Below are 24735 nucleotides of genomic sequence, written 5' to 3' on the forward strand. Positions count from 1 at the left end.
GCGTCACTCTGGTCTCACGTCACTCTGGGTTTACCGGCGATAACGCTGCGAACCAGCCGCCGGGCACAACAGCAGGCGGCCTATTTCCCTCGACCAGCCTGCTGGATCCGAACTCCGTGTTCTTCCGGACCTCTCGTCGGGGAGTCGCAGCCGTGATCACTCACCCAAGCAGGCACTGCGCGGTAGAGCTCCAAGCCCTGCCGTCGCGGATCGGCCAGGTCCGCAGAATCGTATCTGCGCAGTTGCGCTACTGGCATCTGGATCCACTGATAGACCGGGCGGCGCTCGGTGTGACAGAGCTCCTGACCAACGTCCACCGGCACGCCCAGCCCGACAAGACATGCACCGTCGAGATCGAGCTGCTGCTCGACCACCTCGTCGTCTCCGTGCACGACCACGATCCCCGGCTTCCGGTCGCCGGCGACATCTCCGACGTCGCGACCACTGCCACTTGTGGGCGGGGGCTTGCCATGGTGGCCGCCGTCAGCGAGAGCTGGGGGGTGCGACCGGAGGGGGAGTCCGGGAAGGTTGTTTGGTTCATGCTCTCTGCTCCTGAGCCTGCGCCTTTGCCGACGGCGGTGGTGTCTACGCCGGCATCGGCTCGGCCCGCTCGCCGGGTGGGGGTTGGATCGGAGAAACCTGCGCACCGGTTCGTCAGCGAGGTCGAACTTCCGGTGGACGAACACCGGTCCCAGCACGCTCCCGCCCGGTCGGCCGTTGCCGGTTGACCGGGCGGTGACTTGGGTTGGGGGAGGCGACTGGGGCGGTGTTGGGTAGGCGCCGCGCAGGTGGGCCGGTGTGGGGTAGGCGCCGCACAGCTGAGCCGGTGTTGAGTAGGCGCCGGGTAGCTGAGCCGGTGCTGAAAAGGCGTCGCGTGCACCTCTTTTGGTTCGGTCGCCTTCGGGGCGCTGGGTGCCGGTGTCGAGAGCCCCACCGTGCTCGGCGCTGCGCGCCTCCGCGCTCCCCCAGAGGGGGGACCCCCAGCCTCTCGACACCGGCGCACCCCTACGGCTCCCTCTCGGCCGGCGCGTGGGGACAGAACAAGTTGGTGGGCCCTCAACGGAGTTACTCCGTGGCGATAGCCCGGAGTGGGTCCAGATGTGCGGCTCGGCGGGCTGGGCGGAGGCCTGCCAGTGCCCCTGCTGTTACGCCTACCAGGGCTACCAGGAGGAGTTGTTGGGGTGGGATGGCGAAGGCGAAGGTGCTGTCACTTGCTCCGTCCGAGGCCTTTACCAGGACCCAGCCCAGGAAGGCGCCCAGGGTGAGGCCACCCAGTGTGCCGAAGGCGGCCAGCAAGATCGATTCCCAGCGGATCATGGCCCTCAGTTGGGGGCGGGTCTGGCCTACGGCCCTCAACAGGCCCAGTTCTCGGGTGCGTTCGTGGATTGCCAGGGTCAGTGTGTTGGCGATGCCCAGGAGGGCGATCAGGACTGCCAGGGCGAGTAGGGCGTAGACGAGGGTCAGCATCATGTCTATGCCGCCTGCCGAGGACTGGGCGTATTCGTGGCGGGTCTGGACTTGTGGGGCGCCGTAGTGGTCGGCGACCTTCGTTACGGCGGCCTTGCCCTTCGCCGTGCTCACGCCCTTGGTGAAGGAGACTGCGATCAGTGTGTCCGAGTCCTGGGTGCGGTGTGGGGACCAGGCGGCTCGGGTGATGACGTAGTCGCCGGCGAGTTCGGACTCGCCGTAGACCGCGCGGACCGTGAAGGTCTTCTTCTTGCCGTCGGTGAAGGCTAGTTGGGCCTTGCTGCCTGTGGTGAGGTGCTGGCGGTTCGCCTCTGTGCGTGTGATGGCGATGCCGTCCGTGCCCAGGGTGGTCAGGGAGCCCTGGACCGTTCCCAGGTCGAAGGTGCGGGCCAGGGCTGTGGGGTCCGTCACCGTCAACGCCCTTCCCTTGCCGTTGACTTCGGCCACTCCTCGGCCCAGGCCCACTGCTGTGTCCACCTCGGGCAACTTGGCTATGGCTCCGGCCAGTTGAGGGCTCAGTCCGCTGCCGCCCGCGCCGAAGGAGGGGGTGCTGACCGCCACGTCTCCGGCGAAGGAGCGGGACACGGTCTGGTCCATCGTGGCCTTCAGTGAGGCGCCGAAAACCGTGAAGAGGGATACGACGGCCACGCCGATCATCAACGCGCTCGCGGTGGCGGCCGTGCGGCGGGGGTTGCGCAGGGCGTTGCGGCGGGCGAGGCCGCCGGTGATGCCTCGCAGTCGGTCGAGCGGGATGCCCAGGACTCGTACTGCCGTGGTGGAGGCGACCGGGCCCAGGACCACGAATGCGATCAGGGCCAGCAGCGCCCCAAGTCCCGCCAGCGGCAGGGACGGTGAGACCAGTACGCCGGTGAGTGTCGCGGCTACCGCGAGGGTGGCCAGGGTCATTCCGATCACTGCTCGGGTGCGGGACGCGCCGGACTCGTCGACTGCCGTCTCGCGGAGTGCGGCCAGGGGGGCGATGCGGCCCGCGCGGATGGCCGGCATGAGGGCGGAGGCCAGGCAGACGACCACGCCTACCAGCAGGGGCAGGGTGAGGGAGAGCGTGCGGATCACCAAGTCGCCGTTCGGGAAAGGGAATCCGATTGCCGGGAACAGTGCCTGGAGTCCGGCTGCGATGCCTATGCCGCCCGCCAGGCCCGCTGCCGACGCGGTTACGGCCACCACGCTCGCCTCGGTGACTGTGGCTGCGGTGACCTGGCGGCGGGAGGCTCCCAGGGCCCGCAACAGGGCGTTCTCGCGGGTGCGTTGGGCGATGACTATGGCGAAGGTGTTGTGGATGGAGAAGGTCGCCACCAGGAGGGCGATGGCGGAAAAGACCAGGAGGAACGTGGTGAAGATCGTCAGGAATCGGGAGGAGACCATGTCCGTGTTCTCCTGTGCCGACTGCTGGCCCGTGATGGCCTCAACTCCCTTGGGGAGTGCGGGAGTCAGGCGGTCGACCAGTTGGCGCTGGCTGATGCCGGGGCCCGCGCGCACGCTGATGCTCGATGCCTCGCCGGGCTTGGCGGTGAGGTACTTCTCGGCGTCGGACTGGGTCATACCGGTGAACGTCACCTGCGCCATGCCGTCCTCGCCTGCGAAGGTCGCGAGGCCCACGATCTTCACCTTGACGGGGTTCGGTGTGCGCAGTGTTGTGGTGTCGCCGATCTTCAAGTGGCCTTTGTCCGCGGCGCCTCGGTTGACCACGACCTCGCCGGGGGCGGTGGGAGTGCGGCCCTCGGCCAGGCGGTACGGGTTGAGTTTCGGGTCGGTGATCCAGTTGCCGGCGAGGGTGGGCGGGCCTTGGCCGCCGATCGGTTTGCCGTTGGCGCCGACCAGTTGGCCCGCGCCCTGGATGCTGGGGGCCGCGGCCGCGACGCCGGGGATCTGGGTGATGGTCTTTGCCAGGGACGTGCTCACCGGCTGTCGTACGCCCTGGCTCTCGCCGGGGGCCGTGATGGCGTCCGCGCTGCGGACCACGGCGTCCGTGCCGCTGGTCGCGTCGCCGAACATCGTGTCGAAGTTGGCGCGGAGAGTGTCGCCCATGACCAGGGTCCCGGCGAGGAAGGCGACACCCAGAAACACGGCGAGGAACGTGCCGGCGAAGCGCCTTTTGTGGGCCCGCAGGGAGGACATGCTCAGGCGTACGGACGCGTTCATGACCTCACCTCGAAGGCCTTGAGGCGGTCCAACACCCTGTCGGCCGTGGGGGATTCCATACGGTCCACCAGGCGTCCGTCGGCGAGGAAGACGACCTCGTCGGCGTGGGCGGCGGCGACCGGGTCGTGGGTGACCATGACGACCGTGCGGTCCGTCTGGCGTACGGCGCGGCGGAGCAGGCCCAGGACCTCGCCGCCGGAGCGGGAGTCGAGGTTGCCGGTCGGCTCGTCGGCGAAGACGACATCGGGGCGGCCCGCGAACGCCCTTGCCACGGCGACGCGTTGCTGCTGGCCGCCGGAGAGTTCGGAGGGGCGGTGGTGGAGGCGGTCGCGCAGGCCGACGACGTCGATGAGTTCGTCGATCCGGTCGTGGTCGCCGCCGGCTCCGGAGAGGTCGAGGGGGAGGGTGATGTTCTCGGCGACGGTCAGGGTCGGGATCAGGTTGAAGGCCTGGAAGACGAAGCCGACTCGGTCGCGGCGGAGGAGGGTGAGGCGACGGTCGTCGAGCGCGTCGAGTTGTGTGTCGCCGATGTAGGCGGCTCCGGAGGTGAGTGTGTCGAGTCCGGCCGCGCAGTGCATGAGGGTGGATTTGCCTGAGCCGGAGGGGCCCATGATCGCGGTGAAGCGGCCGGCCGGGAAGTCCACGCTCACCCCGTCCAGGGCGCGAACTGCGGTGTCGCCGACGCCGTACACCTTGACGGCGTCGACGACCCGCGCGGCCGTGCGGGTGGTGGTCTGAGTGGTCATGCCGGGCCGCCGCCCTTGCCGACGCGGCCGAACTGCTCGTCCAGGACGGACAGTCGGCGCCAGTACTCGTCCTCGTCGATCTCGCCGGACGCGAAGCGGCGACCGAGGACGGCGAGCGGGGAGTCGCCGGTGGGGCGGGGGTCGGCCATGGCCCGCCAGGGGGCTCCGCGTCCGCGCCAGGCCGTGCGGCGGAGCACGGTCACCACGCCGACCACTACGGCCGCCCAGATCAGCGGGAAGAACAGGATCCACGGGCCGGGGCCGCCGCCGTTCCAGTTCGCCAGAGTCTGCATGTCGATTCATCTCCCTGAGGTGGAGCCCCGGTGGGGCTTCCGGTGATGTGGTGATGTGGTGATGTATCGAGACTGGCTCCGGGGAGGGGGGTGAGTCGTCGTACGGCCAGCGGCAGTGCCTGTACCTCCCGGGGAGTAGGTGGGGTCGTTGCGGCTGCTCCTTGAGGCCTCGACTTCTGTAACTACTAGTATGTACAGTGGTCGTGTGAGCACTCCGGAGCGGTTGATCGAGTCCACCCGCGAGCTGTTGTGGGAGCGCGGCTACGTGGGCACCAGCCCCAAGGCGATCCTGGAACGCGCGGGCGCCGGGCAGGGCAGCATGTACCACCACTTCAAGGGCAAGCCGGATCTGGCGCTGGCCGCGATCCGGCGGACGGCCGAGGAGCTGCGTGCTACCGCCGAGGGAGTACTCGACGGGCCGGGCACGCCGTACGAGCGGATCGAGGCGTATCTGCGGCGCGAGCGCGATGTGCTGCGCGGGTGTCCGGTCGGGCGGCTGACGATGGATCCGGATGTGATCGCCAGCGCCGAGTTGCGCGAGCCGGTCGACGACGCGCTCGACGCGATCCGTGAGCGGCTCGCCGGAATCGTCGAAGAGGGCAAGGAGCAGGGGCAGTTCGGGGCGGAGCTGGACGGTGAGGAGATCGCGTCGACGATCCTCGCGACCGTGCAGGGCGGGTACGTCCTGGCCCGTGCCTCCGGTTCGCCGGGCGCGTTCGACGCAGGTGTCAGGGGACTGCTGTCCCTGCTCTCCCCCACTTCCATGTCCTCCCGATAGGAGTCCGGGTACGTGCAGATCAGCAGGAAGCGCCCCGACACGCGGCAGGGTCCGGCGGAGAACTTCACCGGCACGGTGTGGCTCGACGAGCTCGCGGCGCCCGAACCACCGTCCCGGACAAGGATGTTCAGCGTGCACTTCACGCCCGGCGCGCACACCGCGTGGCACACCCACCCGCACGGCCAGGTGCTGTACGTGACGGAGGGCGAGGGGCTCGTGCAGCGCAGGGGCGGTGCCGTCGAGCCGATCCGCGCGGGCGACACCGTGTGGATCGAACCGGGCGAGTGGCACTGGCACGGCGCCGGACCGCGCACGTTCATGACGCACATCGCCGTCGTCGAGGCCGCCGAGGACGGCACGACCGCCGACTGGCACGAGCACGTCGACCCCGCCGACTACCCCTCCTGAGGAGGCACTTGATGCACGCCATGCAGTACGAACTGACCCTGCCCGCCGACTACGACATGGGCATCATCCGGGAGCGAGTGGCGCGGGTCGGGCAGCTGCTCGACGACTGGGACGGGCTCGGCTTCAAGACGTATCTGCTGCGTGAGCGCGGGGTGCACGGTTCTCCGGTCAACCAGTACGCGCCGTTCTATCTCTGGAACACGGTGGAGGGCATGAACCGCTTCCTCTGGGGCGGCGCCTTCCAGCGGCTCGCCGACGACTTCGGGCGGCCGGAGGTTCGACAGTGGACCGGTCTCGTCTGCGAGGAGGGTGTGGCTGCGGGCTCCCCCGCCGTCGTCGCCGTGCGCAGTCGGCGGCCGATACCGGAGGGGGTTGAACTGGCCGCGGTCATGGAGGAAGCGGTCGGTGAGACCCTGCGGCTGGCCGGTGAGGACGGCGCGGTGCTCGCCGCGGCGGCCGTCGACCCGCACGGCTGGGAGCTGGTCCACTTCTCGCTCTGGGAGCACGACACGCCTAAGGCGGAGGGGGACGTGTTCCAGGTGCTGCATCTTTCGGAGCCCGGGCGGGGCGCGTTGCCGCGCGGCCGGCAGTGGTAGCGGTGAGTGCCGTCGGCTTCGTCCGTACGGTGCTGGGGGATGTGGCCCCCGGGGAGCTGGGCGTGTGCGACGCCCACGACCACCTCTTTCTGCGCAGTCCCCAGCTGCCCGGCCAGGAACTGGAGGACGCCTCGGCCGCACGCGCCGAGCTGGCCGCGTTCCGTTCCGTGGGCGGTGGCAGTGTCGTGCAGTGGACGCCGTACGGGATGGGGAGGCGGGTCGCCGATCTGCCCTCGCTGTCCCGGGGTGCGGGTGTGCATGTGGTGTGCGCGACCGGGCTGCATCAAGCGGCCCACTACGGGCGGGAGTTGCTGGCCGGTCTGCGCGGTCGGCTGGCCGAGGTGTTCGTCGCCGAGCTGACGGAGGGCGTCGGGCCGTCCGGTGTCCGTGCCGGGGTCATCAAGGTCGCGGGCGGCTTCCACGGACTCGACGCGCATGCCCGGTGGACGATGACCGCCGCCGCCGAGGCCCACCGGGCGACGGGTGCGCCGATCGCCGTCCACCTGGAGATGGGCACGGGCGCGCTCGACGTACTCGACCTGCTGTGCGGGGAGTTGGGCGTCGAGCCGCACCGGGTGATCCTCGGTCATCTCAACCGCGCCCCCGATCTCGTGGTCCAGCGACAGGCCGCGGAAACGGGGGCCTACCTGGCGTTCGACGGCCCGTCACGCGCCCACCACGCCACGGACTGGCGCATGCCGGACGGAGTGCGGGCGCTGGCCGAGGCCGGTTTCGGTGACCGGCTGCTGCTCGGCGGGGACACGGTGGTCGCCGGGGCACGTTCGGTGGACGGCGGGCCGGGGATGCCGTATCTGCTGCGGCGGGTCGCGCCACGACTCGCGCTGGAGCTGGGCGAGGAGCTTGTGGGACGCGTCCTCAGGGAGAACCCCGCGCGGGCTTTCGCCGTCGACCGGCATTGAGAGGAGGGTGCGGTACGCCTCCGCGCCGGAGGCGGTCGTCGGGGGCCGGCGAGGGCCCGATATGTTCGACGCGGACATCGAACATGTGGAGCTCGTGTGCAGACGACAGTGGAGCCGCCCAGAGCGGCGGAGGCTGAGGATGTCGCGGCGGCCGGATGGCCCCGGTCCTGGCCGCTGCTCTTGCTGGGGGCGGCCGTTCTTCCCGGGCTGCTGCTCTTCTCCGTCGGGCGGTGGCTGGACTCGCCGGCCGTGCAGGCCTGGCGGACCGTCTGTCTCGCGATCACCACGCAGGCACTGCCCTTCCTGTTGCTGGGTACGGCGCTGTCGGGGGCGATCAACGCGTTCGTGCCGGCGCGGGTGTTCACGCGGATCCTGCCGAAGCGGGCCGCGTTCGCGGTGCCGGTCGCCGGGATGGCGGGGGTCGTGCTGCCGGGGTGCGAGTGCGCGTCGGTGCCGGTCGCGAACAGTCTGATCGGGCGCGGGGTGACCCCGGCCGCCGCGTTCGCGTTCCTGCTGTCGGCGCCCGCGATCAACCCCGTGGTGCTGACCGCCACCGCGATCGCGTTCCCGGCCAGTCCGGTCATGGTGCTGGCCCGCCTGCTCGCCTCGCTCGCCACCGCCGTGGTGATGGGCTGGCTGTGGCTCTGGCTGGGGCGGGAGGAGTGGCTGCGGCCGGTCGCGCGCCACACCGGGCATCAGCCGGGGCACAGCCGCTTCACGGAGTTCCGCACCGGGTTCCAGCACGACTTCCTGCACGCCGGTGGGTTCCTGGTCGTGGGGGCCATGGCGGCGGCGACCTTCAATGTCGCCGTACCGCGCTCGGTGCTCGACACGTTCGCCGGATCGCCGTGGCTGTCGGTGCTGTTCCTGGCCGCGCTCGCGATCATCCTCGCGGTCTGCTCGGAGGCCGACGCGTTCGTGGCGTCCTCGCTCACGGGCTTCTCCCCCACCGCCCGGCTGGCCTTCATGGTGGTCGGCCCCATGGTGGACCTGAAGCTGATCGCCCTCCAGGCCGGCACGTTCGGCCGGGCCTTCGCGGCCCGCTTCTCCGCCGCCACGACGGTCGTCGCGGTCCTGTCCAGCGCGCTGATCGGAGCCGTACTGCTGTGAGACGCCCCCTCCAGGTGACCCTGCTCGTCCTCAGCGGCCTGGGCCTGCTGCACGCCTCGCTCTTCACCGACCTGTGCCTGCGCTACGTGAAGCCGAGCATGCGCCCGCTGCTCATTGTCTCGGGGTTCCTGCTGATCCTGCTGGGCATCGCGGAGGCATGGTCACGGCGGAGACCGGACACAGACAGCGACCACATCGAAGCCTCCGACGAGCATGCGGGCCACAACCACTCCAAGGTGCCCCGAGTCGCCTGGCTGCTCTTCCTCCCCGCGCTGAGCCTGCTCTTCTACGCCCCACCCGCCCTCGGTGCCTACACGGCCTCCCATGCCGCGCCCAAGGCCGTCCCCCAGCAGGACTCCTTCGACCCGCTGCCCGCGGCCTCGCCGCTGCCGATGACCCTGACCGACTTCACCACCCGTGTGCAGCAGGACCGCAAGGGGACCATCAAGGGCCGCACCGTCCAGATGACCGGTTTCGTCACGCCCGACAGCGGAAGCACCTCCTGGGACCTGACCCGCATCATGATCTCGTGCTGCGCGGCGGACGCCCAGTCCATCAAGGTGCGGGTCTACGGCATCCCGGCCCTGGCCGCCAACACCTGGGTGACGATCACCGGGACCTGGCACGCGGGCGGAACCCTGGGCACGAGTTCCGCCCCGGCCGCGCTCGACGGCGTCACCGTCGAGAAGGTCGCCAAGCCGGTGAACGCCTACCAGGACGCCCTGCCGTTCCCGACTTCGCGGTGACGGGCGTCTAGGCCACGGAGATGTCCACGGACGGGCGGAGTTTCGCCGCGGCGGCCAGTGCCTCGTGCATGGGGTGGGTGTCGAAGGCCGTCAACAGGGCCTCGTTCGGCGGGAGTTCGGACGCCGGGTAGGCGATCTGCTCGTAGGCCGCCTGGAAGCGCGGGCCCCACCGGCGGGTGCCCAGGCGGGCCGTGCGGGAGCAGTTGTCGACCATGTACGCCACATCGCGGGCGTGCATGTAGGGCAGCAGGGAGTCCACCGCCTCGATGACCGACTCGTTGACGATCTCGGACCAGGGGTGGCCGCGCTCGGCGAACTCGTCGACCTGGGCGGTCATCGTCGCCACGAACACCCCGGCGGTGAACGGCTCGACGGGCAGGGCGCGTTCGGCCCGGCGGGCGCGCACCTCCGGTCCTGCGGCCCACATGGGTGAGCCGCCGATCTCGCTCATCTCCCGTGCGCCGAGCCGCCGTTCGGCGAGGACGACGCTGCGCAGTTCGGTGCCGTCGGCGACCTCGTCGTAGATCTCGGCGACGATCTCGCGGGCGGGGCCGTAGGTCGCCGAGTACGCGCGGTCGAAGACCTCGCGTCCGGCCGGGTCCAACTCCTCGCGGACGGCGCGGAGTCCGGCCTGCGAGATGGTCTGGGCGATGGGTCCGGTGACGTTCTCGCAGGAGCGCTCGTACGCGGTCACCGGGTCGTCGCCGGCCAGGCGGTAGCGCGTGTAGAGGCTCTCGACGATGCCGTGGACCGCGCCGAGCAGGATGGCGCGTTCGCCCACGATGTCGGAGCGGTACTCGCTCTCCAGGGTGGTGCGGAAGGTGTACGGCGAGCCGAGCGCGACCGACCAGCCGAGCGCGCGGTCGGTGGCCTTGCCGTCGGGGTCGGCATGGACGGCGTAACTGCTGTTGATTCCCGCGCCGTTGATCTCCGCGCCCTGTTCGTAGAGGCGGCGCACGGAGTCGCCCATGCCCTTGGGGCAGACGGCGATGACGCCGTGTCCGGGCGGGAACTCGCCGCCGCTCGCCCGGAGATGACCGAGGAGGAAGCCGTGGGAGAGGCCGATGGTGGCGCCGGGCTTCAACGCGGCGAAGATCTCCTCGTGATGGGCGGCGAGGGCCGCGTCCGCGATCAACAGGATCACCAGGTCGCTGGCGGCGGTGACGGCGAGCCAGTCGCCGAGCGTGCCGTCCTCCTCGGTGAAGCCGTGGGCGCGGGCATCGGCGGCGGACGCCGAGCCGGGGCGCAGTCCGACGCTCACCGTGATGTCCGTACCGGCGAGGGAGTCGCGCAGGTTGCGGGCCTGGGCGCGGCCCTGCGGTCCCCAGCCGATGACGCCGATGCGGTGGACGTCGGCGAAGGCCTGCGGGAGCAGCGGGAAGAGGTGTCGGCCGCCGCGCAGGATGGTCTCCGTGCCGCCGGGCACGTCCATCGTTTCGAGGGTGAAGACGGCGGAGGTGTGCGTGGTCGAGGTCATGGTCGAGTTGTAGGCTCCGGGCGAGTGTTGCGGCAAGCGCAATCTGCGCATCGGACTGTTGCGGGAAGTGAAAGGGCCAGGTCAAGGGATGCGGGACGACCGTCGGGAGCTGCAGCTTTTCCTGCATCTGGCGCAGACGCTGAACTTCGGGCGGACGAGTCTCGACTGTCACGTGAGTCCGGCGACGCTGACGCGGACCGTGCAGCGGCTGGAGGCCGGCCTCGGGCACCGGTTGTTCGACCGTGGCGCGCGTGGGGTGTCGTTGACGGCGGAGGGGCATCGGTTCCGTGAATACGCCGTCCAGGCACTGGAGTTGTGGCGCGCCTACCGCGAGGAGCATCCCGACCCGGCCGAACTCACCGGCAGGCTGGGCCTGTTCGCCACGGTGACCGCCTGCCAGGCCCTGCTGCCGGACCTGTTGGCGCCCTTCCGGGCCGCCCATCCGCAGGTGCGGCTCGATCTGCGCACGGGTGACGCGGCGGCCGCGCTGGCCCGGCTCGACGAGGGTGAGGTGGACGTGGCGGTCGCGGGGATCCCGGCGCGGCTGCCGGAGCCGCTGGTGAGCCGGACGGTCGCGGTGACCGAGCTGGTGCTGGTCACCGCTCGCGACCGTCCCGACCCCGGGCTTGACGGCCCGTTCGTCCTCCCGCACCGCGGGTTGGTCCGCGAGGCGGCCGACCGCTGGTTCCGGGCCCGGGGCACGACACCCGACGTGGTCTGTGAACCGGACGGCCACGAAGGGCTGTTGACGCTGGTCGCCCTGGGCTGCGGTACGGGCGTGGTGCCCCGGCTGGTGCTGGAGTGCAGTGCCGTACGGGAGCGGCTGGCGGTCGTCGCGGCGGATCCCGCGCCGGAGCCGCTCCCGATCGGGCTGTGCGTACGGCGGGCCGATCTGCGCCGCCCGCTGGTGGCGACGCTGTGGAGCCTCACGGCTCGCTGGTAGGACCGGCCTGCCTTCCGCAGCGTGTGCTAGTCGAGGTCCACCGGACCGTCGTCCTTCTTGTCGTCCTTCTTCGCCGGGAGCTGGAGGAGGTTCTTGACCTCGTCGCCGGGGCGGCGGCCGTCATTGTCCGCGTTGCCCAGGTTGCCCCGGACCGAGTCGAGGATCGTGAGGCCCTGCGAGACCAGGCCGGCCGCGATCTCGCCGAGGCCGTCGGCGCCGTTGAGGACGTTGACGTTGGCGCCGGCGAGGCCACCCGCCGCTTCCTTCACGATCTGCGGGAGCTGGTCGATCAGCATGCGGTCGAGCGCGACCCGGTCGTAGGAGGCCGCCGCCTCGGCCTGGATCTTCATGCGGTCGGCCTCGGCGATGGCGAGCAGCTTGATCCGCTGCGCTTCGGCCTCGGCCGGCTTGACGATCTCGGCGACCAGCTGCTGCTGGCGCAACTCGGCCTGGCGCTGGGCCAGTTCGGTCTGCGCGGCGAGCACTTCCTGCTGGGCGTGGGCCTGCGCGAGCGGTCCGGCCTGCGCGGCCTGCGCCTGGGCGCGGTCCACCTCGGCGGAGTATTCGGCCTTGACGACGGCGGTCTGCCGGGCGTATTCGGCCTGGTTGCGGGCCGCGACCTGCTGCGCCTCGGCGGAGGCCTGGGTGGCCTGGGCCTGGGCGATCTGGGCCTGGCGCTGGATGGCCGCCTTGTGCGGGGCGGACATGGCCTCGATGTAGCCGGTGTCGCCGTCGTCGATGGACTGGATCTGCAGCGAGTCCACGATGAGGCCGATCTTGGCCATCTCGATCTTCGAGGTGTCCAGGACCTCGGCGGCGAGCTTCTGCCGCTCGGTGACGATCTCCTCGACGGTCATCGAGCCGATGATGGACCGCAGGTGACCGGCGAAGATCCGGCCGGTCAGGACCGACATCTGGTCCTGGTCGGACAGGAAGCGCTGGCCCGCGTTGATGATGCTCTCGGTGTCGTTGCCGACCTTGAAGGCGATGACGGCGCGGACGTTCAGGGCGATGCCCTGCCGGGTCACGCAGGTCTCGGTGACCTCTGCCTCGCACATCGCCAGGGTGAGGAAACGGGTCTTGCGGAAAACCGGGAGCACGAACTTTCCGTGCCCCGTCACCACTCGGAACGGCGCGCCCCCCAGTCCCCGCCTGCCACCCGAGATCAGCATCGCCTCATCGGGAGCGGGAACGCGGTAACCGAACATTGGTACTCCTCACTCTGCGCCGGCGGGGTCCCCGCCCAGCGCGTCCAATGGATCCACCCATTCGATGACGTGGACCTCACGACCCCCACGCGACTCGATCACGAGCACGGTCGCCCCCGTGGGCAGAGGGTCGTCAGACCAGGCGAGGAAGGTCTCGGAGCCGCCGCGGACGCGCACCAGGATCTCGCCGGGGCCCGCGTTCCCACGGGTTCCGATGATCACCTGCCCCGTGCATCCGATCACGGGCTCATCCTGCGGCATCACCGGCCGCCTCCATCCTCTGGCCTTAGGTTTCCGACGATAGACCTACTCTGCCCCCGCTCCCAACGGGCTCGTCAATTCCTTCCGTCACGTGCCGTCCGCGCGCTCAGGAAAGGGCCGCCAGCGGATCGTCCAGCACGGGCTGCCACGCCAACTCGGCGGCACCCACCAGGCTGTTGTGGTCGAGGGTGCAGGCGAGGATCGGCACGCCCCCGCTCTGCCCCCACAGACTGCGGTCGGCGACGACAGCGCGCAGCCGGTCCGGGTCGGCGTCCAGGAGGGTGCGGTGCAGTCCGCCGAGGATGATCCGGTCGGGATTGAGGATGTTCACCAGCCCGGCCAGCCCCAGCCCGAGCCGGTCGATGAGCGTCTCGGCGGCCCTCCGGACGGACAGGTCGTCGTAGTGCCGACGGATCAGGTCGTTGGACTGCTGGAGCAGGGACACCTCGGGGCCGGGCTCCCGACCGGCGGCCGTGAGGAACGCGAGCGGGTCCGCCTCGACGTCGAGACAGCCGCGGCTGCCGCAGTAGCAGGGGCGGCCCTCGGGGTTGACGGTGAGATGTCCGACTTCGAGCGCGAGGCCCGAACTCCCCGTGTGCAGACGCCCGTCGAGAACCAGGGCACCGCCGACACCCCGGTGCCCGGTCGCCACGCACAGCAGGTCGCGGGCGCCCCGGCCCGCGCCGTGCCGGTGTTCGGCGAGCGCGGCGAGGTTGACGTCGTTGCCCGCGAACGCCGGTCCGGCGATGCCCGCCGCGCGCACGCACTCCGCGAAGATCCGGCGCACCGGCGCACCCGCGGGCCAGGCGAGGTGGAGGGGGTTCAGTGCCAGCCCCTCGGGTTCGGCGACGGCGGACGGTACGGCGAGTCCGGCGCCCACGCAGCGCCGGCCCGTCTCGCGCAGCAGATCCGCGCCCGCCTCTACGACCGAACCGAGCACCTTCGCCGGGTCGGCGTCCACGGCCTCGCAGCCGGGGGCTGTCGCCACGATCTGGCCGCCGAGGCCGACCAGCGCGGCGCGGAAGCCGTCGGCGTGCACCTGGGCGGCGAGGACGACGGGGCCGTCCTCGGCGAGGGCCAGCCGGTGCGAGGGGCGGCCCTGCGAGCCGGCCGCCGCGCCGGGCCTCGCGTCGACCCTGATCAGGCCCAGTGCCTCCAGCTCGGCGGCGACCGCGCCGGCCGTTGCCCGGGTCACGCCCAGTTCTGCGGTCAGTACGGCGCGGGTGGGGGCGCGGCCGGTGTGCACGAGCTCCAGTGCGGGGCCGAGGGCTCCGCGTCCTCGGTCCAGCCGCGCTCTTGAGGTTGTCCCTTCGCCGCTCATGAGGGGGAGTCTCCCATGATCCGTATCGAGAGCCGGTGGGGGTTGTGGTCATAGTGACGGCCGGTGGGGGCTGGTCGCGCAGTTCCCCGCACCCCTTCAGAGCTTGCCCCCGTCTTAGAAGCCGCTGACCCTCAGCGTCACGTTGAGTCTCCCCCTCAGGCCCAACTCCCCCGGCGCCGTCCCCTCGTACACCCTTGGCACCCCGTGGTACGCCAGCCTCGACGGGCCGCCGAACACGAACAGGTCCCCGCTCCTCAACTCGACGTCGGTGTAAGGCTTTGTACGGGTCTCAGTGTTGCCGAAGCGGAAGACGCAGGTGTCGCCGAGGCTGAGGGAGACGACCGGTGCGTCGGACTTCTCGTCGCTGTCGCGGTGCATGCCCATGCGGGCGTCGCCGTCGTAGAAATTGATCAGGGCGATGTCGTACGACGCGGTCGGCTCCCCCAGGGTGTCGGCGACCGCGCGCCGCCCCAGCTCGTCGAGCCACGCGGGGAACGGCTTCACCGGGGTGCCGTCGCCGTCGACGACCGTCTCGGCATAGGCGTACGGGTACCAGTGCCAGCCCAGGCAGACCTGGCGGGCGGTCATCGTGCCGCCGCCGGGGGTGCGGACCGTGCGCAGGCCTGCGGGCGGGCGGGCCCAGTCGCGGCAGGCCGTGAGGAGGTCGCGCTGGCGGGCCGGGTCGAGCCAGTCCGGGATGTGCACCGCGCCCGGCGCGATCTCCGTGCGGGCCCGGGGAAACAGCTCGGCGTCCATGCACTCCATCCTGCCCCGACCGGCCGTGAGCTGGTACTCGGTTAGCCTTGGCGCACGATGGACGACCATATCGACCGCATGACGACTCCGTGGGGCGACCGCGCCCTGGCCCGCTTCCCCGAGGACCCGCGCGACCGGCTGCGCGCCTGGGACGCCTCCGACGAGTACCTGCTGCGACATCTCGCGGCACAGGACACCCCGCTGTCCGGCACGGTCGTGATCGTGGGCGACCGCTGGGGCGCCCTGGCCACGGCGCTCGCGGAGCACGGCCCGGTGCAGATCACGGACTCCTTCCTCACCCAGGAGGCGACGAAGGCGAACCTGGCACGGAACGAGGTCGCCGCCGATTCCGTACGGCTGCTCACCACCCAGGATCCGCCGCCCGAGCGCGTCGACGTCCTGCTGGTGCGGGTGCCGAAGAGTCTCGCGCTGCTGGAGGACCAGTTGCTGCGGCTGGCGCCCGCGGTGCACGCCGGCACGGTCGTCGTGGGCACCGGGATGGTGAAGGAGATCCACACCTCGACGCTGAAGCTGTTCGAGCGGATCCTCGGCCCGACCCGGACCTCGCTGGCCGAGAAGAAGGCCCGGCTGATCCACTGTTCGCCCCGGTCGTCGGGAGCGCGTGCCACCAATCCGTGGCCGCACAGCTACGCCCTGCCCGATGGCATCGGTGTCGTCTCGGGGCACACCGTGGTCAACCACGCCGGTGTGTTCTGCGCCGAGCGCCTCGACATCGGCACCCGGTTCTTCCTTCAGCACCTGCCCTCAAGTCACGGTCCCCGCCGGGTCGTTGACCTCGGGTGCGGCAACGGTGTCGTCGGTACGGCGGTGTCGCTGGCCGATCCGGAGGCCGAAGTCCTGTTCGTGGACGAGTCGTTCCAGGCCGTCGCCTCCGCCGAGGCCACGTACAAGGCCAACGGGGTGCCGGGGCATGCGGAGTTCAGGGTCGGGGACGGGCTGACCGGGGTTCCGGCCGAGAGTGTGGACCTCGTGCTGAACAATCCCCCGTTCCACTCGCACCAGGCGACGACCGACGCGACGGCCTGGCGGATGTTCAGCGACGCGCGGCGGGCGCTGCGGCCGGGCGGAGAACTCCACGTGATCGGCAACCGGCATCTCGCCTACCACGTGAAGCTGAAGCGGTTGTTCGGCAACAGTCAACTCGTCGCCAGCGACCCGAAGTTCGTGGTGCTGAAGGCCGTCAAGCGCTAGCCGGACCGGGGGCGGCGAGCACGCCGATGATGCGGGCCACCGCCCCGGCCATCGCCTCCCGCCCCACGCTCAGGTACTTGCGGGAGTCGACCGCCTCGGGATGCTCGACGAGGTACGCGCGGATCGCGCCGGTCATCGCGAGGTTGAGGGCCGTGCCCACGTTCACCTTGGCGATGCCGCCCGCGACGGCCGCGATCAGCTCGTCGTCGGGGACTCCCGAGGAGCCGTGCAGGACGAGGGGGACGTCCAGGGCGGCGGTGAGCCGCTTGAGGAGGTCGTGGTCGAGGGTGGCCGTACGGGTGGTCATGGCGTGGGAGCTGCCGATGGCCACGGCGAGGGCGTCCACGCCGGAGTCGGTGACGAAGGCGCGGGCCTGGGCGGGGTCGGTGCGGGCGCCGGGTGCGTGGGCGTCGAGCGGCGGCTCGCCGTTCTTGCCGCCGACCTCTCCCAACTCGGCCTCGATCCACAGCCCTTGGGAGTGTGCCCAGTCGGCGGCGGCGCGGGTCGCGGCGAGGTTGTCGGCGTAGGACAGACGGGCCGCGTCGTACATGACGGAGCTGAACCCGGCGGCCTGTGCCTGGCGTAGCAGGTCGTCTGTCTGGACGTGGTCGAGGTGCAACGCGACGGGTACGGCGGCCCGTTCGGCGGCGGCGACGGCCGCGCGGGCGAGCGGGAGGAGGCGGCCGTGGCGGAACTTGACGGCGTTCTCGCTGACTTGGAGGACGACGGGGCTGTCGGCGGACTCGGCGCCCGCGATGACGGCCTCGATGTGTTCCAGCGTGATGATGTTGAAGGCGGCCACGGCGGAGCGGGTCTCGGCGGCGCGGGTGACGAGTTCGCCGGTGGTGACGAGGGGCACGGCCTGTCCTGTCCTTTCAGGGGGCGAGGATCACCGAGCGGGTGAGGTGGCGCGGGCGGTCGGGGTCGAGGTCGCGGTGGGCGGCGACGGCGACCGCGAGGCGCTGGGCGCGGACGAGTTCGGCGAGCGGGTCGAGGCCGCCCTCGATCCACAACCCGCCGGTGGCGCGCACCTGTTGGGCGAGTCCCTCGGGTGCCTCGCCGAGCATCCAGGTGGCGGTGCCGTGGGTGGTGATGCTGATCGGGCCGTGCCGGTACTCCATCGCCGGGTAGGCCTCGGTCCAGGAGAGTGAGGCCTCGCGCATCTTCAGCCCGGCCTCGTTGGCGAGCCCGACGGTCCAGCCTCGGCCGAGGAAGGTGAACTGGGTGCAGGCGATGAGCTGTTGGGGCAGTTCGGCGGCGAGCGCGGTACGGGCGTCGGCGACGGCGGTGTCGGTGTGCAGGCCCAGGTGGGCGCGGAGCAGGGTGACCGCGGTGGTCGCGAACCGGGTCTGCACGACGGAGCGTTCGTCGGCGAAGTCGAGGACCACTATGTCGTCGGCGGCCGTCATGACGGGGGTGTGCGGGTCGGCGGTGATCGCGGTGGTACGGGTGCGGCCCTTCAACTGGCCCAAAAGTTCCAGGACTTCAGTCGTGGTGCCGGAGCGGGTGAGGGCGAGGACCCGGTCGTACGGGCGGCCGTAGGGGAACTCGGAGGCGGCGAAGGCGTCGGTCTCGCCCTGGCCCGTCCCCTCGCGCAGCGCGGCTATGGCCTGTGCCATGAAGTACGAGGTGCCGCAGCCGACGATCGCGACCCGCTCCCCCGGCGCCGGAAGCACGTCCTGGTAGCCCGGCGCCTCAGACGCGGCGCGTGTCCAGCACTCGGGCTGGCTCCTCAGCTCGTCCTCGACATGGGTCATGTCGTTCCCCTCCCCAGAGATGCTCGTTCTTGCAAGATATAGCGATCTTTCGAGCATAATCAAGCAAACGAACCAAGGGGGCGTGCGTTAAGGTCGCGGAGAATCGAGGAACGGAGAGTGCGGATGTCGCGCGACGCCCGCTGGAAGGCGCTGCTGGAGCTGCTCGTGGAGCGCGGGCGGCTCGACGTCGAGGAGGCGGCCGCCGACCTCGCGGTGTCGGCCGCCACGATCCGCCGTGACTTCGACCAGCTCGCCGAGCAGCAGATGCTGGTGCGCACCCGGGGCGGCGCCGTGGTGCACGGGGTGTCGTACGAACTGCCGTTGCGCTACAAGACCGCCCGGCACGCCTCCGAGAAGCAGCGCATCGCCAAGGCGGTCGCGGAACTCGTCGCACCGGGCGAGGCGGTGGGCCTGACCGGCGGTACGACGACCACGGAGGTGGCCCGCGCCCTGGCCGTGCGCGGCGATCTCAGCTCCGGATCGCCCTCGCTGACCATCGTGACCAACGCGCTCAACATCGCCAACGAGCTTGCCGTACGGCCCCAGTTCAAGATCGTGCTGACCGGTGGGGTCGCGCGCCCGCAGTCGTACGAACTCGTCGGACCGCTCGCGGACGGGGTGCTCTCGCAGATCACCGTCGATGTGGCGGTGCTCGGTGTGGTGGCCTTCGACGTGACGCACGGTGCCGCGGCCCACGACGAGGCGGAGGCCGCGATCAACCGGCTGCTGTGCGAGCGCGCCGAACGTGTCATTGTCGCGGCCGACTCCAGCAAGCTCGGACAGCGGGCCTTCGCCCGGATCTGTTCGGCCGAGTCGGTGGACACGCTGGTGACGGACTCGGCGGTGGCGCCGGAGACGGCAAGGCGGTTCGAGGAGGCGGGGGTTCGGGTCGTGGCGGTGTGAACCCGCCTCGCCGGAGCCGGAGTTGCGGGACGCCCGACGTCGACGTCCCGCACTGTCCGTGCAGTTAACGATACGTCAGCCGAACACCTTCACGGCCTGGTAGTACGTCCATGCCGTGCTGTTGCAGGCGGTCGCGGTGGCGCCGCTGTAGGCGGTGCAGACGCGCTTGAGGTCCTCGTGGAAGGCGCTGTCGAGCCGCGACTTGTTGGCGTCGAAGCTGTCTGCGGCCTTGTAGTTGCGGTAGCCGAAGTCGTGGCGGGCGCAGGACGTGGCGAAGGGGAAGCCGAAGGGGTTGTCGGGCGAGTCGGAGCAGTAGTCGGTGGACCAGTCGAACTCGTAGGCGGACCAGGCGGTTTGGTTGGCGCGGGCGGCGGCCCAGAGGTCGTAGCTCGACGCGCTGGTCTGGGTCCAGCCGGCGAGGACCTGGGGCTTGTCGGCGGGTACGGCGGTGGCGGCTGTCGCGGTCGCCACGACGGCGACCAGGGCCAGAGTCGAGGCGGCGAGACCGGTGGCGAGTCTGCGGTGCATCCAACACCTCCATGAGACCGCGATCCGCCCATCGGATCGCAGGTTCATGACAAGATGATTTCCGGCTCGACCCCGCCTTCACACCGCATGTGCCCCAATGACCCGTTAACTCTCGGATGTGGCAGGAGATCGGGACATGAACCCCATGGGAGACACCGGTGGCGGGGCTCGGGCGACCCGGTTCCGGGGCAGTGAAACCGTCGTGAAACCGCGCTGAATGCGGCCTGCCGCACGCTCTGCGGCATGACTTCAACGACATCGCACTCACTGGGCATCGCGGCCAAGGGGCTGCGCAAGGCCTACGGGGACAAGACGGTCCTCGACGGCATCGACCTGGCGGTACCGGCCGGCACGGTGTTCGCCCTGCTCGGCCCGAACGGCGCCGGCAAGACCACCGCCGTCAAGATCCTCTCCACCCTCATCGCCGCCGACGCCGGCGAACTGCGCGTCGGCGGCCACGACTTGGCCGTGGACCCGCAGGCCGTACGGGCCGCGATCGGCGTCACCGGGCAGTTCTCCGCCGTCGACGGACTGATCACCGGCGAGGAGAACATGCTCCTCATGGCCGATCTGCATCACCTGCCGCGGAAGGAGGGACGCCGGGTGGCCGCCGAACTCCTCGCCCGCTTCGACCTCACCGAGGCCGCGAAGAAGCCCGCCTCCACCTACTCCGGCGGCATGAAGCGCCGCCTCGACATCGCCATGACGCTCGTCGGCAGCCCGCGGATCATCTTCCTCGACGAGCCGACCACCGGCCTGGACCCGCGCTCCCGGCACACCATGTGGGGCATCATCCGCACGCTCGTCGCCGACGGGGTCACCGTCTTCCTCACCACCCAGTACCTGGACGAGGCCGACGAACTCGCCGACCGCATCGCGGTGTTGAACGACGGCAGGATCGCCGCCGAGGGCAGCGCCGAGGAACTCAAGCGGCTCGTCCCCGGCGGACACGTCCGGCTCCGCTTCACCGACCCGGTCGCCTACCAGTCCGCCGCCACCGCCCTGCGCGAGGTCACCCGCGACGACGAGGCGCTGTCACTCCAGATCCCCAGCGACGGCAGCCAGCGCGAACTGCGGGCCGTCCTCGACTGGTTGGACGCCGCCGGCATCGAGGCGGACGAACTGACCGTGCACACCCCCGACCTCGACGACGTGTTCTTCGCCCTCACCGGCGACAGCAAGGTCCCCCACCAGCCGAAGGAGAACGCCCGATGAGCACTCTCGCCCTCGCCGTCCGCGACTCGTCCACGATGCTGCGCCGCAACCTGCTGCACGTCCGGCGCTACCCGTCGATGACCCTGAACCTGCTGCTCACCCCGATCATGCTGCTACTGCTCTTCGTCTACGTCTTCGGCAACGTGATGAGCGCGGGCATCGGCGGGGGCGGTGCCGACCGCTCCGAGTACATCGCCTATCTCGTCCCGGGCCTCCTGGTGATGACCATCGGCAGCACCGTGATCGGGGCCGCGGTCTCCGTCTCCATGGACATGAGCGAGGGGCTCATGGCCCGCTTCCGCACGATGGCGGTCTACCGCGGCTCCGTCCTCATCGGGCACGTCGTCGGCAGTGTGCTCCAGGTGCTCGCCAGTCTGATCCTGGTCGGTGCCGTCGCCGTGGCCATCGGCTTCCGGTCCACGGACGCCACGGTCCTGGAGTGGCTGGCGGCCTTCGGGCTGCTCGCGCTCTTCGCCCTGGCGCTCACCTGGATCGCGGTCGGGATGGGCATGGCGAGCCCCAACCCCGAGGCGGCCAGCAACATGGCGACACCGCTGATCCTCCTCCCGCTCATCTCCAGCGCCTTCACCCCGGCCGACACGATGCCGGGCTGGTTCCAGCCGATCGCCGAGTACCAGCCCTTCACCCCGGCCATCGAGACCCTGCGCGGTCTGCTGCTGGGCACCGGGATCGGCAACAACGGGTGGATCGCGCTCGCCTGGTGCGTCGGGCTCACCGTGCTCGGCTACCGCTGGTCGACGGCACAGTTCAACCGCGATCCGAAGTAACCGCCATGACAGCGCGGGCCACCTCCCGCAGCTCGTCCCGCTCCAGGGCGGCGAACTCCGACACCGCGTCGGCGTACGCCGCCCTGTCGGCGTCCAGGGCCGCCCGCCGGGCACGCTCCGCCGACATGGTCGGCTGGAAGTCGCGCAGCACCCGCAGCCGTTCGGCGAGCGCGATCAACCGTACGGCGGAGGCGTCGCCGGAGACGATCCCGGCCATGCCTAGGGCGTGCAACCCCGTCCCGAACATGGGGAGTTCCATGGGCGAGCGGGCCGGTCCCGCGAGCAGCGTGCGCAACCGCCGGCGCAGCCGGTCGGCCACGTCCGTGACAAGCCCGAGCCGGTCGGCGTGCGCGTGTGCCGTCACCGCCGCCGACTGGACCTGGAGCAGCCACCGGTCGTAGAAGGGGTCGTCGCTCCCCGTCGAACCGACCGCGGTGATCGCCTCCACGTTGCGGCGCCACAGGCCGAGTCCGACCTCCGTCAGCCCGCGGGCGAGCGCGATCTCGGCACGGCCGCCGAAGTCGGGGCTGTAGACGTCGTCCTTGTGCGCGGGGTTGCGCTCCTCCGCCTGCCGCAGCCAGAACTCGGCCTCGTCGGGTTCGCCGCGCTGCAGACACGCGAGGACGAGACCCCAGCGGACGCCGATGGAGTCGTGCTCGTCACCGAGTCGTGGCAACGCCGCGAGCGCCGCCCTGAGACTTTCGTACGCGGCCTCCCCCTGCTCCGTCTGCAGGCACAGCTCGCTCAGCCGGGCGTGCCCGAGGACCTGGAGGAAGGGGTGGTCGACCGGCGCCAGTGCCTCGATGCTGCGCCGGGCGGAGGCGAGCGAGCGGTCGATGTCGTGCTCGTACTCCCAGACGTAGGTGGCGACGCATTCGGCGATGCCCGCGAGCAACGGCCGCTCGCTGTCGCAGAGTTCGCGCAGCACGCCGTAGTCCGGGGGCAGCATCTCGGGGACCGCGCCCAGCACGGCCGAGATGGCGCGCAGCAGGGTGTCCGGCGGGGCCGGGGGCAGCCGCCGGAGGGTGACGAGCTGCCGTACGACCTGCGGGCCGAAACCCATGAAGAGGCTCGCCGTGCACAACACCGCGGCGGCGCGGGCGACTTCGACGTACTCGGGCTCGGGGCGGTAGTGCGACAGCGGCGGGCCGGTGTCCGCGGCGAGCGCGGTGAGGCGGGGGTAGCTGGAACCGGTCGACCACAGGGCGGCGAGAACCGCGGTGAGGGCGGCGATAGTTGGACAGTCCGTCCGGGCCAGGGCGTACCGCAGGGCCAGCACGAGGTTGTCCTGCTCGCCCCTGATCCGCTCCCAGGCAGCGCGCGGTTCCGAGCCGAAGAACCAGTCGTGGAACGCGACCCCGAAGTCCCGTGCCCAGAGCAGGAATTGGTCTACGGCCGTCTCGTCCTCGCCCGCCTCGGTGCGCCGGGCCGCGCTGAACTCCCGTACGGTCTCCAGCATGCGGAACCGTACGCCCGCCGGGGTGTCGGCGACGGTCAGCAGCGACTGGTCGGCCAGTTGCTCCAGGAGGAACAGCGGGTCCTCGCCGAGGACTTGCTCCGCCGCCTCGGCGAGGAAGCCGCCGGGGAACACGGAGAGGGTGCGCAGCGCGGCCCGGGCGTCCTCCGCGAGGAGGTTCCAGCTCCACTCCACGACCGCGTGCAGCGTGCGGTGCCGCTCGGGTGCGTCCCGTGCGCCGCCGCGCAGCAGCGCGAACCGGTCGCCGAGACGCCGGGCGATGTCCGGCACCGAGAGGACGCGCACCCGCGCCGCGGCCAACTCCACGGCGAGCGGCAGCCCGTCGAGGTGACGGCACAGCTCGGTCACCGCGCCCGACGGCAGTTCTACACCGGGACGGGCGGCGCGCGCCCGCTGCGTGAACAGCTCGACGGAGGTGGCGAGGCCCAGCTCCGGGAGCGCGTACACCGCCTCGGAGGTGAGGCCCAGCGGGGCGCGGCTGGTGGCGAGGACCCGCAGGTCCTTGGAGGACGAGACGAGGGCCTGGACGAGGGCTGAAGCACCCCGGACGATCTGTTCGCAGTTGTCGAGGACCAGCAGGGCGGGCCCGTTGCCGAGGATGCCGAGGACGGCGTTCACCGGGTCGCCGGCGGCGGGCCCGCTCATGCCGCCCGCGCCGAGCGCGGAGGCCACCTCGGCGGCCACGTCCGCGTCGGCCGTGACACCGGCGAGCGGCACGAAGTACACCATGCGCTGTTCGGCCCGGCGGCTGACGGCGTGCGCGAGCCGGGTCTTGCCCAGGCCGCCGGGCCCGACGACGGTGACGGCGCGGGAGGTGTGCAGCGCCCGCTCGACGGCCGCGATGTCCTCGTCCCGGCCGAGGAGGGGGTTCGGTTCGTGCGGGACGCCGTGTCTGACCACGGGTGCCTCGCCGTTCAGCAACTCCTTGTGCACGGCCTTGAGTCCGGCGCCGGGGTCCGTGCCGAGGTCGTCGCGGAGTTCCCTGCGGTACGCCTCGTAGCGCATCAGGGCTGCGGACGGGCCCGCCGACGCGGCCTCGCCGCGCAGGAGTTCGGCGAGCACCTCCTCGTCGCGCGGATGCTCGGCGGCGGCCGCGGCGAGCGGGCCGGCCGCCTCCGCGTGCCGCCCCAGGCGGGCGAGCGCGAGGGCCCGCGCGCGGACGAGCGTGCCGTGGACGGGGGCGCGTTCGGCGCGCAGTACGGCCACCGGGTCGGCGCTGTCGGGGTCGCCGTCCGGAGTGCCCTCCCACAGGGCGAGTCCGGCGTCGGCGGCGGCCAGGGCTGCCGCATGGTCCCCGGCCCTGGACCGGTCGGCGCTGGCCGAGGCGTGCAGCAGCAGGACGGAGCTGTCGACCTGGTCCTCGGCGAGGGCGAGCCGGTAGCCGGTCGGGGTGCTGGCGATGACGTCGGCGCCCAACTGTGCCCGGGCCCGGGACACGAGGACCTGGACCGCCTTGCCGGGCCGCTCCGGCAACTCGTCCGGCCACAGCCCCGCCACCAGCCGCTCGGTGCTGCATCCGGTGCGCAGATCGCCGGCGAGCAGCGCGAGCAGGCCGCGCAGCCGGGGCGCGGTGATCTCCTGTCCGCGATGGGCGACGCGGGGCAGCAAGGTCAGGTCGGTGGTCACCCGTGCAGGTTAACCAAGGTCGGGGCCTCGCGGCTCCCG

24 protein-coding genes are annotated in these 24735 nt (G+C 71.2%); 12 read left to right on the forward strand and 12 right to left on the reverse strand.

Annotated elements, in window-relative coordinates; all coding sequences use genetic code 11:
• The first annotated feature begins 152 nt into the window (after nucleotides 1–152).
• Nucleotides 153–728, forward strand: a complete 576-nt coding sequence (locus ACIBJH_RS26120) for an ATP-binding protein (protein ID WP_399119272.1) — start codon at nucleotides 153–155, stop codon at nucleotides 726–728.
• Nucleotides 729–1065: 337 nt separating this feature from the next.
• Here the strand turns inward: ACIBJH_RS26120 and ACIBJH_RS26125 are convergent, their stop codons facing one another.
• From ACIBJH_RS26125 to ACIBJH_RS26135, 3 genes are read right to left on the reverse strand one after another with little or no spacing between them, the layout of a single operon-like run.
• A complete protein-coding gene (locus ACIBJH_RS26125; protein WP_399119273.1) occupies nucleotides 1066–3627 on the reverse strand; it encodes an ABC transporter permease in 2562 nt (853 codons plus the stop codon).
• Nucleotides 3624–4373, reverse strand: coding sequence for an ABC transporter ATP-binding protein (locus ACIBJH_RS26130; protein ID WP_399119274.1), 750 nt, complete (start codon nucleotides 4371–4373; stop codon nucleotides 3624–3626). The genes ACIBJH_RS26125 and ACIBJH_RS26130 overlap by 4 nt, the downstream gene beginning before the upstream one ends.
• The gene (locus tag ACIBJH_RS26135) at nucleotides 4370–4666 is read right to left on the reverse strand and encodes an SHOCT domain-containing protein (RefSeq protein WP_093630669.1); all 297 of its coding nucleotides are present in this window, start codon (nucleotides 4664–4666) and stop codon (nucleotides 4370–4372) included. The genes ACIBJH_RS26130 and ACIBJH_RS26135 overlap by 4 nt, the downstream gene beginning before the upstream one ends.
• A 190-nt stretch (nucleotides 4667–4856) precedes the next feature.
• On the opposite strand from ACIBJH_RS26135, the gene ACIBJH_RS26140 reads away from it, so the two are divergent.
• From ACIBJH_RS26140 to ACIBJH_RS26165, 6 genes are all read left to right on the forward strand, one after another.
• Nucleotides 4857–5444, forward strand: coding sequence for a TetR/AcrR family transcriptional regulator (locus tag ACIBJH_RS26140; protein ID WP_399119275.1), 588 nt, complete (start codon nucleotides 4857–4859; stop codon nucleotides 5442–5444).
• 12 nt (nucleotides 5445–5456) lie between these two features.
• Entirely contained in the window at nucleotides 5457–5852 is a 396-nt protein-coding gene (locus ACIBJH_RS26145; RefSeq protein WP_399119277.1) for a cupin domain-containing protein, read from the forward strand.
• A gap of 11 nt (nucleotides 5853–5863) precedes the next feature.
• A complete protein-coding gene (locus ACIBJH_RS26150; RefSeq protein ID WP_399119278.1) occupies nucleotides 5864–6448 on the forward strand; it encodes a DUF4865 family protein in 585 nt (194 codons plus the stop codon).
• Nucleotides 6442–7368 carry a phosphotriesterase gene (locus ACIBJH_RS26155; protein ID WP_399119279.1) on the forward strand — a complete coding sequence of 309 codons (927 nt, stop codon included), beginning with the start codon at nucleotides 6442–6444 and terminating at the stop codon, nucleotides 7366–7368. The genes ACIBJH_RS26150 and ACIBJH_RS26155 overlap by 7 nt, the downstream gene beginning before the upstream one ends.
• 96 nt (nucleotides 7369–7464) lie before the next feature.
• A complete protein-coding gene (locus ACIBJH_RS26160; protein WP_399119280.1) occupies nucleotides 7465–8478 on the forward strand; it encodes a permease in 1014 nt (337 codons plus the stop codon).
• Complete coding sequence (locus tag ACIBJH_RS26165; RefSeq protein ID WP_399119281.1) at nucleotides 8475–9224, forward strand: TIGR03943 family putative permease subunit; 750 nt, start codon at nucleotides 8475–8477, stop codon at nucleotides 9222–9224. The genes ACIBJH_RS26160 and ACIBJH_RS26165 overlap by 4 nt, the downstream gene beginning before the upstream one ends.
• A gap of 7 nt (nucleotides 9225–9231) precedes the next feature.
• Here ACIBJH_RS26165 and ACIBJH_RS26170 read toward each other — a convergent pair whose 3' ends face one another.
• Nucleotides 9232–10701: a ketol-acid reductoisomerase gene (locus tag ACIBJH_RS26170; RefSeq protein ID WP_399119282.1), complete on the reverse strand. Its 1470-nt coding sequence runs from the start codon at nucleotides 10699–10701 to the stop codon at nucleotides 9232–9234.
• A gap of 88 nt (nucleotides 10702–10789) precedes the next feature.
• On the opposite strand from ACIBJH_RS26170, the gene ilvY reads away from it, so the two are divergent.
• Nucleotides 10790–11644: an HTH-type transcriptional activator IlvY gene (gene ilvY / locus ACIBJH_RS26175; RefSeq protein ID WP_399119283.1), complete on the forward strand. Its 855-nt coding sequence runs from the start codon at nucleotides 10790–10792 to the stop codon at nucleotides 11642–11644.
• A 26-nt stretch (nucleotides 11645–11670) separates the two neighbouring features.
• On the opposite strand, the gene ACIBJH_RS26180 is transcribed toward ilvY, so the two are convergent.
• The 4 genes from ACIBJH_RS26180 to ACIBJH_RS26195 all read right to left on the reverse strand — a co-directional run bounded on the left by ACIBJH_RS26180 (nucleotide 11671) and on the right by ACIBJH_RS26195 (nucleotide 15190).
• The gene (locus ACIBJH_RS26180; protein ID WP_093630662.1) at nucleotides 11671–12852 is read right to left on the reverse strand and encodes a flotillin family protein; all 1182 of its coding nucleotides are present in this window, start codon (nucleotides 12850–12852) and stop codon (nucleotides 11671–11673) included.
• A gap of 9 nt (nucleotides 12853–12861) precedes the next feature.
• Complete coding sequence (locus tag ACIBJH_RS26185; RefSeq protein WP_026178689.1) at nucleotides 12862–13113, reverse strand: hypothetical protein; 252 nt, start codon at nucleotides 13111–13113, stop codon at nucleotides 12862–12864.
• Nucleotides 13114–13219: 106 nt separating this feature from the next.
• Nucleotides 13220–14434 (reverse strand): ROK family protein, encoded by a 1215-nt coding sequence (locus ACIBJH_RS26190; protein ID WP_399119284.1) that lies wholly within the window; start codon nucleotides 14432–14434, stop codon nucleotides 13220–13222.
• Between the two features lie 114 nt (nucleotides 14435–14548).
• Nucleotides 14549–15190, reverse strand: a complete 642-nt coding sequence (locus tag ACIBJH_RS26195) for an alpha-ketoglutarate-dependent dioxygenase AlkB family protein (RefSeq protein WP_399119286.1) — start codon at nucleotides 15188–15190, stop codon at nucleotides 14549–14551.
• 78 nt (nucleotides 15191–15268) lie between these two features.
• Between ACIBJH_RS26195 and ACIBJH_RS26200 the strand changes: the two genes are divergently transcribed.
• On the forward strand, nucleotides 15269–16402 hold the full coding sequence (locus ACIBJH_RS26200) for a methyltransferase (protein ID WP_399119320.1): 1134 nt from the start codon (nucleotides 15269–15271) through the stop codon (nucleotides 16400–16402).
• Here the strand turns inward: ACIBJH_RS26200 and ACIBJH_RS26205 are convergent.
• A complete protein-coding gene (locus ACIBJH_RS26205) occupies nucleotides 16392–17261 on the reverse strand; it encodes a ketose-bisphosphate aldolase (protein ID WP_399119287.1) in 870 nt (289 codons plus the stop codon). The two genes, ACIBJH_RS26200 and ACIBJH_RS26205, sit on opposite strands and share 11 nt — an antisense overlap.
• 16 nt (nucleotides 17262–17277) lie before the next feature.
• Nucleotides 17278–18159, reverse strand: a complete 882-nt coding sequence (locus tag ACIBJH_RS26210) for an SIS domain-containing protein (protein WP_399119288.1) — start codon at nucleotides 18157–18159, stop codon at nucleotides 17278–17280.
• A 123-nt stretch (nucleotides 18160–18282) separates the two neighbouring features.
• On the opposite strand from ACIBJH_RS26210, the gene ACIBJH_RS26215 reads away from it, so the two are divergent.
• Nucleotides 18283–19062, forward strand: coding sequence for a DeoR/GlpR family DNA-binding transcription regulator (locus tag ACIBJH_RS26215; protein WP_399119290.1), 780 nt, complete (start codon nucleotides 18283–18285; stop codon nucleotides 19060–19062).
• A 75-nt stretch (nucleotides 19063–19137) separates the two neighbouring features.
• Here the strand turns inward: ACIBJH_RS26215 and ACIBJH_RS26220 are convergent, their stop codons facing one another.
• Entirely contained in the window at nucleotides 19138–19590 is a 453-nt protein-coding gene (locus tag ACIBJH_RS26220; protein ID WP_399119291.1) for a phospholipase, read from the reverse strand.
• A gap of 243 nt (nucleotides 19591–19833) precedes the next feature.
• On the opposite strand from ACIBJH_RS26220, the gene ACIBJH_RS26225 reads away from it, so the two are divergent.
• Nucleotides 19834–20805 (forward strand): ATP-binding cassette domain-containing protein, encoded by a 972-nt coding sequence (locus tag ACIBJH_RS26225; RefSeq protein WP_399119292.1) that lies wholly within the window; start codon nucleotides 19834–19836, stop codon nucleotides 20803–20805.
• Nucleotides 20802–21593: an ABC transporter permease gene (locus tag ACIBJH_RS26230; RefSeq protein WP_399119293.1), complete on the forward strand. Its 792-nt coding sequence runs from the start codon at nucleotides 20802–20804 to the stop codon at nucleotides 21591–21593. The genes ACIBJH_RS26225 and ACIBJH_RS26230 overlap by 4 nt, the downstream gene beginning before the upstream one ends.
• On the opposite strand, the gene ACIBJH_RS26235 is transcribed toward ACIBJH_RS26230, so the two are convergent.
• Nucleotides 21574–24696, reverse strand: a complete 3123-nt coding sequence (locus ACIBJH_RS26235; RefSeq protein WP_399119294.1) for an ATP-binding protein — start codon at nucleotides 24694–24696, stop codon at nucleotides 21574–21576. The genes ACIBJH_RS26230 and ACIBJH_RS26235 overlap by 20 nt on opposite strands.
• Nucleotides 24697–24735: the final 39 nt, after the last annotated feature.

The sequence above is a fragment of the Streptomyces sp. NPDC050548 genome (assembly GCF_044457385.1).
In the GTDB taxonomy this organism is placed as follows: domain Bacteria; phylum Actinomycetota; class Actinomycetes; order Streptomycetales; family Streptomycetaceae; genus Streptomyces.